Here is a 16,105-nt window from a genome sequence, read left to right as displayed (position 1 = left end):
AGAAATGAGGCTAAGAGCATCCTAAAATTTCATATTCCAATGTAATACTATCTTTCTCTCAGGTGTTTTACTAATAGCCTAAGCAATACAATAAAAGCTTTTGACAATTAATCAGCCTTTGCCTGCAAAAAATGAAAACAAAATGAAAAACAAATTGCTATTCTTATGGACAACTGTCTTCTTTATCAACAATTTTTCCGGACAAGAATTGAAAGAATTATTTTCAACACTTTATGAGAAAAAAATTTTCAATGGAAGTGCTGTAGCCTCCAAATCCGGAGAAGCTGTTTTTTCTAATCAGTACGGATTTTCCAATATGGAACAGAAAGAAAAGATGGATGAGATGTCTCAATTTCCTATTGCTTCAATCACAAAAACGTTTACCTCAACAGCTGTTTTACAGCTTCAACAGAAAGGAAAACTTAAGATGGAAGACCCTGTTCAAAAATATCTGCCGGATTTTCCCTATTCTAATGTCAGCATCAGACATCTGCTCAATAATACATCAGGACTAGCACAAGAGTATCATTTATTTGATACGGTTATCGAAGAAAACCCGGAAAAATTAATTTCTAATCAAGATATTATTCCAACATTCCTTCGCTTCAAAACTCCCCTTTCATTTCTACCGGGAAGCAAATGGGAATACAACAATATTAACTTTTGTATAGCAGCAATGATTATAGAGAAGGTTTCCGGAATGAGCTATACCCGGTATCTGGATGAAAATATTTTTAAACCTGCCAAAATGAAAAATTCATTGGTACCCGTTAACAGGAAAATTAAAAGTCAAAATCAGGTAGAACGATACACTTATCCTAATTTATATTCAACCCGTCTTGTGAATGTCAATACCCTAAAAGATCCTTTTCTAATACAGGAAAAAAGCAATTTTTACGGAAACGGAGGGATTGTAAGTACCGCATCAGATCTTAAAAAATATGAAAATGCACTGTTTACTCATCAAATAATAGGAAAGAAAGAACTGCAGGAAGCTTTAACTCCAACTACACTGAATGACGGAAAAAAAGTAACGTTTATGATAGACGGAAAAGAAGTCAGCTATGGCTTAGGATGGGCAATGTATACGGATGAAACTGATGGAAAAATAGTTTTTCATGACGGATCGATCAATGGACTCACCAGTATCTTACTTCATAACATCACTAAAAACCAAACCGTCATCCTTCTTTCCAATACAGGCAACGCTCCTGTTTTTGCTATATCGAAAGCCGTTTTAAATATAATGAATCACAAGCCTTCTGCCATTCCTATGCAAAATCTTTCAAGAATCTATGGAAGTTTACTTGACAATGAAAACAAAGAAAAAGCAGATCAGCTGATTCAGGAATATTTGAAAAATCCACACAGTTATGAAGCATCTGAAAGTGATTTTAACAGATTGGGATACCAGTTTCTCAGACTTCAACACTGTGATCATGCCTTGAAGACCTTTCATTCAGCCACTTTATTATTTCCGATGAGTTGGAATGTGTATGACAGTTATGGAGAAGCATTGCTACAATGTGGTAAAAAGGAAGATGGTGTTACAATGTATCAGAAATCCATTGAATTAAACCCTGAAAATACCAATGCCAAAGAAATGCTTCTGAAAATCGGAAACTTATCAATCAAAAAATAAAACCCTCTACACCTCAATCAAAAATGAAGAAAGATAGCATTTAATTCTTCTGCTGTATTTTTTCTGCTTCTTCCATATTGTATATGATTCTATTATCCTGGCTTAGTAAAGAGCCAAAAATATCCACATATTTATTAAATGCATTTTTGTCATAATGAACCATAACCGGAAACAACTGACTGGCCTGATAGTACCTTTTATATTGTAAGGCACTTTGTATGGCCTGTTCTATTTCTTTTAAAAGGAAGCTGCAGTTTTTCTTTAACAGAAAATCCTTTAGATTGGACTCAAAGAACTTATCTCCATAGCTATTTAAAAACTGCCTGATGTAAGGATATAATTCCTGGTCGCTTTTTCCATTGAATGTTGCAATATACAATGCATTGGTAATTACATCGTATACATTGTCTTCATTATAAAGTCTATGGGGTTCAAAATTTTCTTTTTCATCCCATTTTTCATGGATGAACCGGTCAAGCATTTCAAACCCTTCCGGTATGGACCATGCGAGTAAAATAAGCATGGCCTGATATACAATATACTGATTGTCATCGTGAAGAAGCAATTTCAATTTTTCTATCCTGTCAACATCCTTTTTTTCAAGAAGCTGTACTTCACTTAAGTCATATCCTTCGTATCCTTCCTCGTTGTAATAATAAAGGAGTTCATGGAGTTTGTTATTCATTTCTATGAATCATTTGATTACATTTTATGGTGCATTCTGGATAAGTTTCAGAATATATACATCCTCACCATCTTTTCGTTCTCCTGTAAATTCGAAACCTACCGAAGTATAAAGAGATACTGCACGGATGTTGTCGGGGTCAAGCCCAATGTGAATCTGCTCTATATTTCCCCTTCTTTTTATCTGTTCTATAAAAGTGTGGAATGCTTTTTTTCCGTACCCCTTACCTTGATATTGATGATCGATCATATATCTCAGCACCCAAAAGTTTCCATTATCCTTACAATAAGGCCCAGACATGATAAAACCGATCAGTATTTTATCACTGTATATAGCCTGTGGATTCAATAGCGGATAATATTTGGATTCAGCAATAGATACTGAATTGCTGCATAAAAATTCCTCATCAAATGTAGGGATTCCACTTTTATTGGTGGTCAGCAGGCAGACATCATAAAAATTGTCTGCAGTTATTTCTTGTAAGGTTATTTCCATATTGATCGTTCTTATCTTTATATCCTCAACATTTAAGTCAACTCTTTGGCAAATGTAAAAACAGCAGGCAGTCCTCCGGTATGCCAGAATAAGACATTAGAATGTGCCGGTATTTTTTTATTTTTCAAAAAATCCAGCATACCGTAGAACGCTCTTCCTGTATAAACGGGGTCTAAAAGAATGCCTTCATTTTTGGCCAGTTCATCAATAGCATATCTTTCATTAGCTGTTAAGACACCATATCCTGCACTGTCATAATCTCTATTGAGCATAATTTCTGAAGGTTCAATCTTTTTGTTAATGTTAAGCTTTGGTGTTAATTCCTGAACAATTCCAAAAACAACTTCTTCCAGGGAAACGCCATTGGTTTCGTCTTTATCTATACTAATGGGGATGAGTTCTGCTTTCAGATCATACAGCGCTTTACCGGCAGTTAACCCGGCCTGCATTCCCCCCGAACTTGAGGCAAAAAATATATAATCTATGGTGATATCTTTTTCAGCAAGCTGCTGTTTCAACTCTTTCACAGCGTTTACAAATCCTAATGCTCCCGTAGAATTTGAACCACCATAGGGAATGATAAAACATTTATTTCCCTGATGTTCCAGTTTTTCTTTTAAGAGTTGTATGTCTTCTCCTTTCCTGTTTTCACCTGTAAAATGTATGGATGCTCCAAGTAATGAAGACAACAGCAGATTTCCATCATAGGTATCAGGTTTCTCACCCCCCAGAAGCAGATGACATTGCAGGCACATTTTAGCACATGCCGCCGCTGTCTGCCTGCAATGATTAGATTGTTGTGCTCCCGCAGTAATTACAGTATCACAGCCTTCGTCCAATGCCTGTTGGATTAAAAACTCTAATTTCCTGGTTTTATTTCCCCCTGATGCCAATCCGGTATTGTCGTCTCTTTTTATGTAGATATTGTAATCAGAATATATCTTTGACAAGTTTTCCAGCTTTTGTAATGGCGTTGGAAAAAAGCCCAAGTCTATCTTTTTGGTGTTCATATCTTTATTTTTTGGTGTTTTTATTTTTAGTTAAGCATAACAGAAAAAGTATCTGAAAAAGTATTTCCTCAATTAAAGATTCTTTTTTATAAGCGCTGGTCATTAATTTAGTTTAAAAAAGAAATACACTACTGCCACCCATTCTTTTTTTATACCCTTAGCATAGCCAATAGTACTACGGCTACTGTTTTCCACTGTTCCATCATCTTTAATATAACCAATCGTTGAACGACTGCTGTTTTCAACAGTACCGTCTTGTTTAACATAACCTACTGTAGAACGGCTGCTGTTTTCTATAGTCCCATCACTTTTAATGTAACCGATTGTTGAGCGGCTTTTATTTTCAATTGTTCCGTCAGACTTGATATATCCTACCGTGGATCGGCTACTATTTTCAATGGTGCCATCTGATTTTATATAGCCTGCTGTACTACGATTTGCAGATTCTATAGTTTGTGCAATTGTCATGGAAACGCTGAACAGAAAAAAGCTAATAAATAGTGTTTTTTTCATGGTTTTAAAGTTTTAATTGGTTCTTATTTTTGGGTTCACTTAAGATATTCAAAAATATTGATTAGTAAAAAAAATATAGCGCCACTTATTTTTAAGTGACGCTATATTGAATGACTTCAAAAAGAAATCTTAATGATTACATTAAAATTTAATGTTTATCGTTTGATAACTTTTACTGTTTTTACAAAACCATTGGCTGCATTTACTTTCACCAGATAAAGCCCTGATACAAATCCGGAAACATCAATTGTTCCTTTAGTATCATCAATTGCTTTCGCAAGTATCAGCTGTCCTGCTGCATTGTAAATGGTTACCGAATGAATCTTTTGATCAAAAGAGATCGTCAGAATATCACTTACCGGATTTGGATACACTTTTAGCTGATCTGTCTTTGGTGTATTCTCTACAACAGCTAATACATCTTTAGGACAAGCAATAGGTGTAAAAATTGGCTTTGAAATATTGGTACCATCCCCTATTTCTCCGTCATCATTACGACCGGTTCCTGATAAGAATCCATTGGTATTGATTACAAGTGTGGTATAGTCTCCTGCGGCAACAATTTTTCTGTCAGTAGCTGTTCCTATTTGAGTTGGATTCAATCTGCGGACTGTAGTTCCATCCCCTAATTGCCCGTAAGTATTTCTACCCCATGCCCAAAGAGTACCATCTGTTTTAAGTCCTACTGAAGAACTATAATTGTTAGTGCTCACATTTTTCCAGTTTGTTCCAGTCCCGATTTGCGTTGGAGTACTTTTAGAAATGGTGGTTCCATCACCTAATTGCCCGTCTGAATTATTTCCCCAGCCCCATAACGTTCCATCTGTTTTCATCCCTAACGAATGAAGCCAACCAGCACTCACATTTTTCCAATCAGCAGCGGTTCCTATTTGAATAGGAGTTGATATGATTGTTGAAGTTGTAGTTCCTTCACCTACCCGTCCATTATTTGTATTTCCCCAACCCCATAGTGTTCCATTGGTTTTGATGGCAAGAGTATGCTCAGACCCTGCTGTGATCATTTTCCAATCATTTGCAGTCCCGATTTGCACAGGTACGTTTTTATTGATGGTAGTCCCATCACCTAATAATCCATAATCATTAAGTCCCCAACCCCATAATGTTCCATCTGACTTAATTCCGAATGTATGATTATACCCAACAGCAATGTTTACCCAGTCCGTAGCTGTCCCGATTTGCGTTGGATTATTATTTGAAGTTGTAGTTCCATCACCTAATTGCCCATGTTGATTACTTCCCCATGTCCATATTGTTCCATCTGCTTTGATGGCAACATTATGACTGTATCCAGCAGCAATTTTCAGCCAGGTACTAGTGCCTATTTGTACAGGAATGTTTTTTGAGGTGGTAGTTCCGTCACCTAGCTGGCCATTATTATTAGATCCCCATGCCCATAATGTACCGTCTGATCTGAGTGCTAATGAATGATAAGCGCCTGAGCTCACATTTTCCCAACAACCTGTTTCATTGGTAGGAAGTGTAGTAAAGGATCCTGCCGGTATCCAATTCGTCTGATTATATCCACAACTAGATGCTACCCACCAATAGTAAGTGGTGTTTGGCAATAAATTGGTCACATTATTACCCGCAGTAGAAGTAGTTTTCCCTTCTATTCCTCCAAACTCTGAATTTGTGCTATACATATATGAATATCCTCCACCAGGAGCCGGACTAGGTGTTGTCCAACCAAGAGTAGCCGAACTGGATGTAATATTAGAAGACATAAACTGTCCAGGAGGATTACAAGCCGGAGGACAAGCTACCGGTGTAAATATTCTCCTTTTAAGCCTTGTTCCGTCTCCTATTTCTCCCAACTGATTATCACCAGCTCCTGCTAAAAGCCCGTTGGTATTAATCACAAGTGTGTGGGAACTCCCAGCTGAAATGCTTTGCCAGTTAGCAGCAGTTCCGATAAGTATAGGGATATTTCTATTAGTTGCTGTTCCATCTCCTAACTGGCCATTGCTGTTACTTCCCCATGTCCAGAGAGTACCATCTGTTTTCAGAGCGATAGAAGAATTACCAAAACCAGCATCAACACTTCTCCAATTTGCTTCTGTTCCAATTTGTATTGGAGTATATGTATCCACTGTAGTTCCATCTCCCAGAGCTCCTCTGAAATTACTTCCCCAAGCCCATAGTGTTCCATCTGTTTTGATTCCTATCGACATGTCTCCTCCGCCATCAATACTTTTCCAATTTGTTGCGGTTCCTATTTTTATTGGAGTTAATTTATCTAACCTTGTACCGTCTCCTACTTGTCCACTATTATTATATCCCCAAGCCCATAGTGTTCCATCTGTTTTGAGAGCAAGGGTATGATTTTGTCCCGCGTTAATACTTGCCCAGTCTGTTGCGGTACCTATCTGTACAGGCACATTTTTCCTGATCTTTGTACCGTCTCCTAACTGTCCATAGTTATTTTCACCCCAAGCCCAAATTGTTCCATTTGATTTCAGAGCTACTGTATGCTCACTACCGGCTACAACACTTACCCAGTCTGTTGCAGTTCCTATTTGTGTTATAGCATTTTTGTTAGTATTGGTTCCGTCTCCTAATTGGCCTTCCTCATTACGTCCCCATGTCCATAGGGTACCATCTGTTTTGAGTGCCACAGAATGGTAATAACCTGCTGCTATTTTCAGCCAATTATTATCTGTTCCTACTGGGGTTGGTTTAGAATTGTTAGTATTGGTTCCATCTCCAAATTGCCCATAGGTATTATATCCCCAAGCCCATAGCGTTCCATCTGTTTTGATGGCTAATGAATGTAACCATCCGGCAGCGGCACTTTTCCAACAACTTGTATCCGTGGTAGAAGGTGTGGTAAAAGAACCTCCAGGCACCCAATTGCCCTGGCTTGATCCACAATACGATGCTACCCACCAGTAATATTTGGTACCTGGTAATAAGTTTGTCAGATCTGCAGTTGTAGAAGAAGTAGCTCCCTGTATTCCTCCAACTACTGTGTGGGTACTATAAAGATACAGATAACCTCCATTAGGTGCTGAATTTGATGCAACCCACTTAATAGTAGCCGTTGTAGAAGTTACATTAGTTGATGAAAATTGTGTTGGCGGAAGACAATTTGAAGGGCAACTAATAGAAGTATAAGTAGATTTATGTTCATTCGTACCATCACCTAATCCTCCTTTGTTATTGAGTCCACATACTTTTAAAAAGCCGGCGTTAGTTTTCACAAGAACAGAAGTATCTCCTGCAAAAACTTCCATATTGTCTGAAGACGACCCTACTTTTGTAGGTGATGTAAGATAGGTAGATCCTGATGTACCGTTCCCGAATGTTCCATAGTAATTGTTACCCCACGCCCATAGCGTACCATCTGTTTTAATGGCCATTGTAAACTGCATTCCTGCGGATGCATTTAACCAATTGTTTGCCGTTCCTACCTGCGTTGGGATTGATTTTGAAACTAAAGTTCCATCTCCTAATTCTCCATAAGTATTTCTTCCCCATGACCATAGCGTACCATCGGTTTTGAGTGCTACAGAATGGCTATATCCGGCATCAACACGTTGCCAATTGTTCTCCGTTCCGATTTGAACCGGAAAATACTTATTGCCCGGAGTTCCATTTACTCGTCCATCAGAATTATTACCCCATCCCCATAGTGTTCCATTTGATTTTAAAGCCAATGTATGATAACTTCCCGCTGAGGTCATGGTCCAGTCTGTATCTGTTCCAATTTGTGTTGGGATTTTTTTGGCAATTGAAGTTCCGTCTCCTAATTCTCCTTCATTATTATATCCCCATCCCCAAAGTGTTCCATCTGTTTTGACAGCTGATACATGATAAAGCCCGGCAGCTATACTTTGCCAGTTATTGGCTGTTCCAACCTGAGTAGGAATAAATCTGTCTATAGTAGTTCCGTCTCCCAATTGGCCATAGTTATTTTCACCCCACGCCCATAAGGTACCATCTGTTTTGATGGCAACAGTATAATCAGATCCGGCTTCTACTTTCAACCAATTATTGGCTGTGCCTATCTGGATAGCCACATTTCTATCGATCGTTGTTCCGTCTCCGAGCTGGCCATTGGAGTTACTTCCCCACGTCCATAATGTTCCGTCTGTTTTTATACCTGCTGAATGGTCACCTTTTGTACTAAGAGTCTGCCAGCAACCTGAAGGTGTTGAAGCTTCGATATTAATAACATTTTTAAAAAGTGGCCCCCAAACCCCTGCATTGTCTCTGATACGAACATTAAATACGTGTAAACCAGCGGATGGTAAAGCAATTCCTGTTTTGGTCAATTGCTCGTAAGTACTGTTAAAATTACCATCGGTAGCTAATACCGGAGTACCATTTCCTTTTCCCGGATCATTATCCCAGAAATATTCAGCCTGAGAAATGGCCAGGATGTTTGACACTGAATTTTGCTGAACATCAATGACATTGGTAAAAACAGGCCCCCAAACTCCCATATTGTCTTTGATACGAACAGAGAGTTTGTGTAAACCGATGCCTGGTGTTGCAATTCCTGTTTTGGTTAATTGCTCAAAAACACTGTTGAAACTTCCATCCGTAGCTAATACGGAAGTACCGTTTCCTTTTCCGGGATCGGTATCCCAGAAATACTCGGCCTGGCTCACGAACATCTGCGCCCAGCACAGCGTCGCCATAAACAAAGCGATTATACTATAGATATATTTATTCATATATTGTATGATTAAGATTATTTAGAAAAACCTGATCCGGTGATGGTTAACGTACCATTGTTGACTGTTCTTGGAGTGACCAAGTAGTTCACCTGAGGTTTTCCTCCGTTATCTGCAGGCCAGTAATTTGCCCAGCTGTTAGAACCGCCATAATGCCCAACATCGTTTCTGGTAAGGTCTAAATCTGTGTATTTTACATCAGAATTTCCTGCATTAACATTCATACCAGTTACCGTATATGCCGTATTATCAAAATTCATATTAACTGACCCTGAATTGTTGCTTTGAGTCATATTCCCTTGTGTTATAAAAGGGTTCGTAGATAAATTATAACTAGCGGTCACATTTACATTACTACTTGCGTTTTGAATACAAACATTGGTTTGACCCACTACAAAAGAAACAGCATTGTTCATAATGGCAATATTTCCAGCCGCTGTTCCATTGATGTTAATCGTAAACGGGGCCAAATCACCCGGATTAGGGTTGTAAACAGTATTGTTAACGATTTCGTTAGAGCTTCCTGATTTAAGGTTTGTAATATTAAACCCGGTACAGAAATTATTGTAGAATTTAAAGTTATAATTGATTTGTGAAGTCTGTATCCCACCGTTTGATATATTACCATACACCTCAATATCAGATGCGGCAGGAATGGTATCCGGTGCCACAGAATAGATATTGATAAACCCTGTTTTATTGGCGGTACATATTCCGTGAGAAAATATCAGGTTTCCCTTCACCGTACTACCGGAAACGTTGGTGGTTGTATTGATCTGATATGAAAAAACATTATTCAGATCACAATTCAAAAGATTAACAGTAGTTCTTCCGCCTGATGTTCCTCCGTTTGTTTCTAAATTATAACTGCCAGAAGCCCCTGTACTCAGACTGCTGATGGTCACTACTCTTCCTGCTGCCGGATTGATAGTAATATTTCCCTGAATGATATATTTATTATAATTGGTTTCCGAAACAAAAGTAAGTGACTTGTTAATAGTCAGGTTTTCTATATACGCTGTCCCATTGGTTTTGGGCTGAATGATGATGCGGTCTCCGTCTGAAGCTGCTGTAATAGCTGCACTTACGGTAGAGTAAGCACCCCCTATTCCGCCATTTCTAACATACAGATCGGCTGCAAAAGCCATAGTCCCGGATAAGCCTGTGAAGGCCATGATGAGTAGTTTTTTTGTCATAATAGTATAAAAATTGGTTGGTTTAATATTAAATTTAGGTCCTTTGATTCCCAAAACCCTTCTGATAGCCAAACGTAAGAACTGTCACTTTCGGTTTTCTTTTTTAAAGCACAGAGCTTGCAGTATAGCAACTTCAATCAATGAATAAACATTGATTTTAAAGGTATTTTCGTTGATTAAATAAGGTAACATCATAACTCTTACCACATCAAACTTTTCAGACATTGCTTCAAGCTTTTGTGATTCTCAAACTGATATTACTGTTATGATTTTTAACAGTAAGGTATGATTTGAAAAAAGAATCATATCGATTCAATACAACTGCTTTAAAGAAATTTCAAAATTTTAATGCTGTTTTTAAATTGTTGGAAACAATTAGCTATGATGAATGGGCAAAATAAATATAGTGTAGTTCATGGTTTAATTAATTTTCACGCTTAGTTTATTAGTTTTTAGTTTTTTTTAATTAACAATATTATATATTATCATATATATTGTCAACTGCAAAAGTATATTTTTATTATGAATCATCAAATAGTAAATGAAGAATAATATTACTAAATATCAGGAATGTAGATTAAAAAATTAACAACAACATATTAAAATATAGCGCCACTTAAAGATAAGTGGCGCTATTTTGAAAGCTTTCAATTTTCAGAAAATCTTAGTTGTATTAAAATTTTAATATTTATCGTTTAATCACTTTCACTGTTTTTACAAAGTCATTAGCTGCATTTACTTTCACCATATACACTCCTGATGGTAAAGCAGACAAATCAATTGTTCCCTTAGTATCATTGATTGCTTTTGTAAGAATCAACTGCCCTGCGGCATTGTAAACCGTTACCAAAAGAATCTTTTGATCAAGAGAGACTGTCAGAATATCCTGTACCGGATTCGGATAGACTTTCAGCTGATCTGCTTTTGTTGAAACTTCTACAACGGCTAGACTGCTTGTAGGACAAGCAACAGGTACAAAAATTGTTCTGTTAACTGTTATTCCATCTCCTATCTGACCATAATCATTAAAACCACATCCTGATAAAAATCCATTAGTGCTTATCACAAGTTTGTTAAACACATTTGCTGAAACAATCTTTCTATCAGTAGCAGTTCCTATTTTTGTAGGAATATATTTTGGAACTTTTGTACCATCACCTAAATGGCCAAAGGTATTATATCCCCAACTCCAAAGAGTACCATCTGTTTTTATTCCTGTAGAAGAGCCATAATAGTCACCCTCCACACTCTGCCAATCTGTTGATGTTCCCACTTGCGTTGGATTCAATTTACCTGTTGTAGTTCCATCACCTAATTGTCCGGAGGAATTATCTCCCCAGGCCCAAAGTGTACCATCTGTTTTAATGGCAATAGTATGAGAAACTCCACCAGAAGCATTTTGCCAGTTTGTAGCCGTTCCGACTTTTGTTGGAATAAGTTTTTCCGTTTTAGTTCCGTCTCCCAGTTGTCCGTTCATATTACTTCCCCACGCCCACAGTGTTCCATCTTTTTTAATGGCAATAGTATGATATACTATAGCAGCAACGGTTTTCCAATCATTTGCTGTTCCAATCTGTATGGGAATAGTTTTGTTTATTTTTGTTCCATCACCTAGCTGGCCAGATGTGTTAAGTCCCCAAGCCCAAAGGGTTCCATTCGATTTTATAGCGAATGTATACCCATCTCCAGTGGAAATATCTGCCCAGTCAGTTGCTGTTCCGATTTGTGTTGGAATCATTTTATCAGCTGTAGTTCCATCACCTATCTGTCCAGCTGAATTATACCCCCAACTCCATAATGTTCCATCTTTTTTAATGGCTACAGTATGTGCATATCCTGCTGCTATTTTCATCCAGTTATTTCCGGTTCCAATTTGTTTTGGGGTAATTCTGGTGTTTGTAGTTCCGTCTCCTAGCTGTCCAGCACCATTTTTTCCCCAAGTCCATAATGTTCCGTCTGTTTTGAGACCTACGGAATGATAATTACCGGCACTCACGCTTTCCCAACAACCTGTTTCAGTAGTAGGAAGTGTATTAAATGAACCTGCTGGTATCCAATTAAACTGACCAGCTACACAATTAGAAGCTACCCACCAATAATACGTGTTGTTTGGTAATAGATTTGCCAAATTAACTGTTGTGGTAGAAGTATTCCCCTCTATTCCTCCAAGCACTGAATTCGTACTATAAAGATAAGAATAACCTCCAGTAGGAGCTGGCGTTGATCCTGTCCAGCTAATAGTAGCCGTCGAAGAAGTAATATTCGTTGCTGAAAATTGTGTTGGAGGAAGGCAAATTGAAGGACAACCAATAGAAACAAACGAATTTGTATTATTATTATTTCCATTACCTAACTGTCCATACATATTTTGTCCACACACTTTTAAAGACCCGTCAATAGTCTTTACAAGAACATGATTCTCTCCCACAAAACTCTGCATATTGTCTGATGATGATCCTACTTGTGTAGGTAGCTTAGTATTAATACTTCCAGTTGTACCATTACCTAATAACCCTTTGGAATTGTTACCCCATGACCATAATGTTCCATTTGTTTTTGTGGCAAATGTAACACCGTTTCCAGCAGATATATTGTTCCAGTTTGTTTCCGTTCCTATTTGTACAGGTAAATTTTTATTAATGATAGTTCCGTCACCTAACTCACCAAAAGTATTACTTCCCCAAGCCCATAATGCCCCATTTGCTTTTAATGCGATTGAATGGTAGCTACCAGCAACAGCACTTTTCCAATCCGTTGCTGTTCCGATTTGAACTGGAGACAATCTACTGACTTGAGTTCCATCTCCTAATTCTCCATAATAATTATATCCCCATCCCCAAAGTGTTCCATCTATTTTTATAGCAAAAGTATGTAGCGAACCTGGTTCTACCGTTTTCCAATTAGTAGCTGTCCCTATTTGAGCTGGCACAAGCTTATTATTAGTAGTCCCATCACCTAGCTGCCCATAATGATTATACCCCCAACTCCAGAGTGTTCCATCTGCTTTTATAGCAAATGTCTGATTGAATGAAACATGGATACTTTTCCAATCTGATGCAGTTCCTATTTGGACAGGCATATTTTTATTAATGGTCGTTCCATCTCCCAGTTGCCCATAATCATTTCTACCCCAAGCCCATAATGTACCATCTGTTTTTAGTGCTATGGTGTGGCTAAAGCCAATACTAACACTTTTCCAATCTGTTGCAGTTCCTATTAGGATTGGTGTATTTCTATCAGTTGTCGTTCCGTTTCCTATTTGTCCAGAATCATTGCTACCCCAAATCCATAAGGTTCCATCTGCTTTTATTCCTGCAGAAAATCCATCCCCTACACTAAGATTCTGCCAACATCCTGAAGGAGTTGTTGGAGTTTCTATATTAATAACATTTTTAAAAACAGGACCCCAAACTCCGGTATTATCTTTGATACGGATATTAAATACGTGTAACCCATTCGCTGGTAAAGCAATTCCTGTTTTAACCAGTTGTTCATATGTACTGTCAAAGTTCCCATCAGCCGCCAATACCGGAGTACCATTTCCAGTTCCCGGATCAGTATCCCAAAAATATTCAGCCTGAGAAAGGGCTAGTATGGTGGATGTCTGATTTTGCTGGACATTAATAACATTCGTAAAAACAGGTCCCCAAACTCCCGTATTATCTTTAATACGAACAGATAATTTATGTAAACCATTACCTGGTGTAGTAATTCCTGTTTTGGTTAATTGCTCGAAAGCACTGTCAAAACTTCCATCAGCAGCCAATACCGGAGTACCATTTCCGGCTCCAGGATCGGTGTCCCAAAAATATTCAGCTTGGGAAAGTGCTAATATTGTAGATGTTGTATTTTGCTGAACATTAATAACATTCGTAAAAACAGGACCCCAAACTCCGGTATTATCTTTGATACGGATAGAGAATTTATGTAAACCATTACCGGGTGTAGTAATTCCTGTTTTGGTCAGTTGTTCGAAAGCACTATTGAAGCTCCCGTCAGAAGCCAAAACAGCAATGCCGTTTCCGGTTCCCGGATCTGTGTCCCAAAAATATTCGGCTTGACTTACGAACACTTGTGCAGGACACAACATGACCATAAGCAAAGCGATTATACTATAGATATAATTCTTCATATTGTTATACCATTAGTCATTATTTAGAAAAACCAGATCCACTGATATTTAATGTACCATTACTGATTGTTCGCGGAGTTAGTAAATAGTTTACCTGAGGTTTAGCTCCGCTATCTGTTGGCCAATAATTAGTCCAACTGTTTGAACCACCGTAGTGACCTGCATCATTTCTTGTTAAATCTAAGTCAGTGTAGTTTATATCAGGATTTCCTGCATTTACATTCATTCCGGTTACCGTGTATGCTACATTGTCAAAGTTCATATTCACAGATCCTGAATTATTACTTTGGGTCATATTCCCTTGTGTCACAAATTGATTTGTAAATACATTGTAACTTGCAGTCACTGTAGCATTATTGTTGTTGCTAATGCAAACATTGGTTGCTCCTACCACAAAAGAAGCGGCATTATTCATAATAGATATATTCCCGGTGTTTCCATTATTTAAGTTGATGGAAAATGGCGCTATATCACCTCCATTAGGATCATAGATCGTATTATTAATAATTTCGTTAGTACTGCCTGTTTTAATACCATACACAAATACTCCACGGCAAAAATTATTATAGAGTTTAAAATTATAGTTTGATTGCATATGCGATATCCCAAAACTTGCAGCATTACCATAAATTTCAATATCTGAAGTGGCAAGACTGGTATCTACTGCCGTAGAATTAGCATAAATAGACTGTGCTTTATTGGCAGTAACTCTACCATGAGAAAAACTAATTTCCCCAAGTACTGTAGAACCGGAAATATTGGTAGTCGTATTGGCTTGGTTGGTAATTACCTTATTTAAATAACAATTGTAAAGGTTTATCGTAGTTCTTCCACCAGTTGTAGGTCCGCTTGCCACTATATTGTAAATGGTAAAGTTTCCTGAACTTAAATTACTGATCGTTACCACTCTCCCAGCAGCGGGATTGATGGTAATCGTTCCCTGAATAAAATATTTGTTATAATTAGTTTCAGAAATAAAAGTTAATGATTTGTTGATGGTCAGGTTTTCTACATAGGCCGTTCCATTCGTTTTGGGTTGAATGATGATTCTGTCCCCATCAGAAGCTGCAGTGATAGCCGCACTTACAGTAGAATAAGCTCCCCCTGTTCCTCCATTTCTCACATACAAATCAGCTGCATAAGCCATCGTACTGGATAAGCCCGCAAAGGCCATGATTAGTAGTTTTTTTGTCATAATAGTAAAAATTAATTGGTTTAATATTAAATTATATTTTTTTGATTTTTAAAATAATCCACTTGTCGCTCCCCATCTTTCCTTCTGTTGGATAAAGGAGATATATGAATTTTAATCAATGTGTATTCATTGATTAAAAGGTATTTTCGTTGAATAAGGAGAAGTACATTATACCTGATACAACATAAACATCCCCAAACATTGATAGAACTTGAATTCTGAGGATTTACTGCTGATTTAAATTGTAGGAAATAAGTGTTGATGTATTTGTAAGGATAAATACAATATAGTCTTGTTCATTTTCATGATATAATTAGTTTTCAGGTTTTGTTTTTAGTTTTTATTGAAAGTAATAGAATGAGTTGCAATAACTTCATCTTATTGACTGCAAAAATATATTTTTATAATGATTCATCAAAATAGTCGGTAAAAAAATAATAGTAATTTAATCTATATGTGGATATAATAATGTTTTTATAAGCTTAATATGAATTTATTTTTTTGAAACTAAATAATACCTTTCCCTATATTATTCAA

9 protein-coding genes are annotated in these 16,105 nt (G+C 37.3%); 1 reads left to right on the top strand and 8 read right to left on the bottom strand.

Translation table 11 applies throughout. The features are described from left to right. Window positions 1-142 precede the first annotated feature (142 nt). Complete coding sequence (locus NBX25_RS21615) at window positions 143-1,642, top strand: serine hydrolase domain-containing protein (protein ID WP_250255383.1); 1,500 nt, start codon at window positions 143-145, stop codon at window positions 1,640-1,642. Window positions 1,643-1,682: 40 nt separating this feature from the next. On the opposite strand, the gene NBX25_RS21610 is transcribed toward NBX25_RS21615, so the two are convergent. The 8 genes from NBX25_RS21610 to NBX25_RS21575 all read right to left on the bottom strand — a co-directional run bounded on the left by NBX25_RS21610 (window position 1,683) and on the right by NBX25_RS21575 (window position 15,568). Continuing rightward, window positions 1,683-2,327 (bottom strand): hypothetical protein, encoded by a 645-nt coding sequence (locus NBX25_RS21610; protein ID WP_250255382.1) that lies wholly within the window; start codon window positions 2,325-2,327, stop codon window positions 1,683-1,685. 24 nt (window positions 2,328-2,351) lie between these two features. Beyond that, a complete protein-coding gene (locus NBX25_RS21605) occupies window positions 2,352-2,822 on the bottom strand; it encodes a GNAT family N-acetyltransferase (protein ID WP_250255381.1) in 471 nt (156 codons plus the stop codon). A gap of 32 nt (window positions 2,823-2,854) precedes the next feature. Further along, complete coding sequence (locus NBX25_RS21600; RefSeq protein ID WP_250255380.1) at window positions 2,855-3,832, bottom strand: D-cysteine desulfhydrase family protein; 978 nt, start codon at window positions 3,830-3,832, stop codon at window positions 2,855-2,857. 102 nt (window positions 3,833-3,934) lie between these two features. Next, window positions 3,935-4,345 carry a 5-fold beta-flower protein gene (locus tag NBX25_RS21595; protein WP_250255379.1) on the bottom strand — a complete coding sequence of 137 codons (411 nt, stop codon included), beginning with the start codon at window positions 4,343-4,345 and terminating at the stop codon, window positions 3,935-3,937. A 155-nt stretch (window positions 4,346-4,500) separates the two neighbouring features. Next, the gene (locus NBX25_RS21590) at window positions 4,501-9,045 is read right to left on the bottom strand and encodes an RCC1 domain-containing protein (RefSeq protein ID WP_250255378.1); all 4,545 of its coding nucleotides are present in this window, start codon (window positions 9,043-9,045) and stop codon (window positions 4,501-4,503) included. A 17-nt stretch (window positions 9,046-9,062) separates the two neighbouring features. After that, window positions 9,063-10,241, bottom strand: a complete 1,179-nt coding sequence (locus tag NBX25_RS21585; protein WP_250255377.1) for an autotransporter outer membrane beta-barrel domain-containing protein — start codon at window positions 10,239-10,241, stop codon at window positions 9,063-9,065. Between the two features lie 688 nt (window positions 10,242-10,929). Next, a complete protein-coding gene (locus NBX25_RS21580; RefSeq protein WP_250255376.1) occupies window positions 10,930-14,373 on the bottom strand; it encodes an RCC1 domain-containing protein in 3,444 nt (1,147 codons plus the stop codon). Window positions 14,374-14,392: 19 nt separating this feature from the next. Continuing rightward, window positions 14,393-15,568, bottom strand: a complete 1,176-nt coding sequence (locus NBX25_RS21575) for an autotransporter outer membrane beta-barrel domain-containing protein (RefSeq protein ID WP_123910940.1) — start codon at window positions 15,566-15,568, stop codon at window positions 14,393-14,395. Between the last annotated feature and the right edge of the window lie 537 nt (window positions 15,569-16,105).

Source organism: Chryseobacterium sp. Marseille-Q3244, from assembly GCF_940807095.1.
In the GTDB taxonomy this organism is placed as follows: domain Bacteria; phylum Bacteroidota; class Bacteroidia; order Flavobacteriales; family Weeksellaceae; genus Chryseobacterium.
This window is presented reverse-complemented; position numbering and strand designations above follow the sequence as displayed.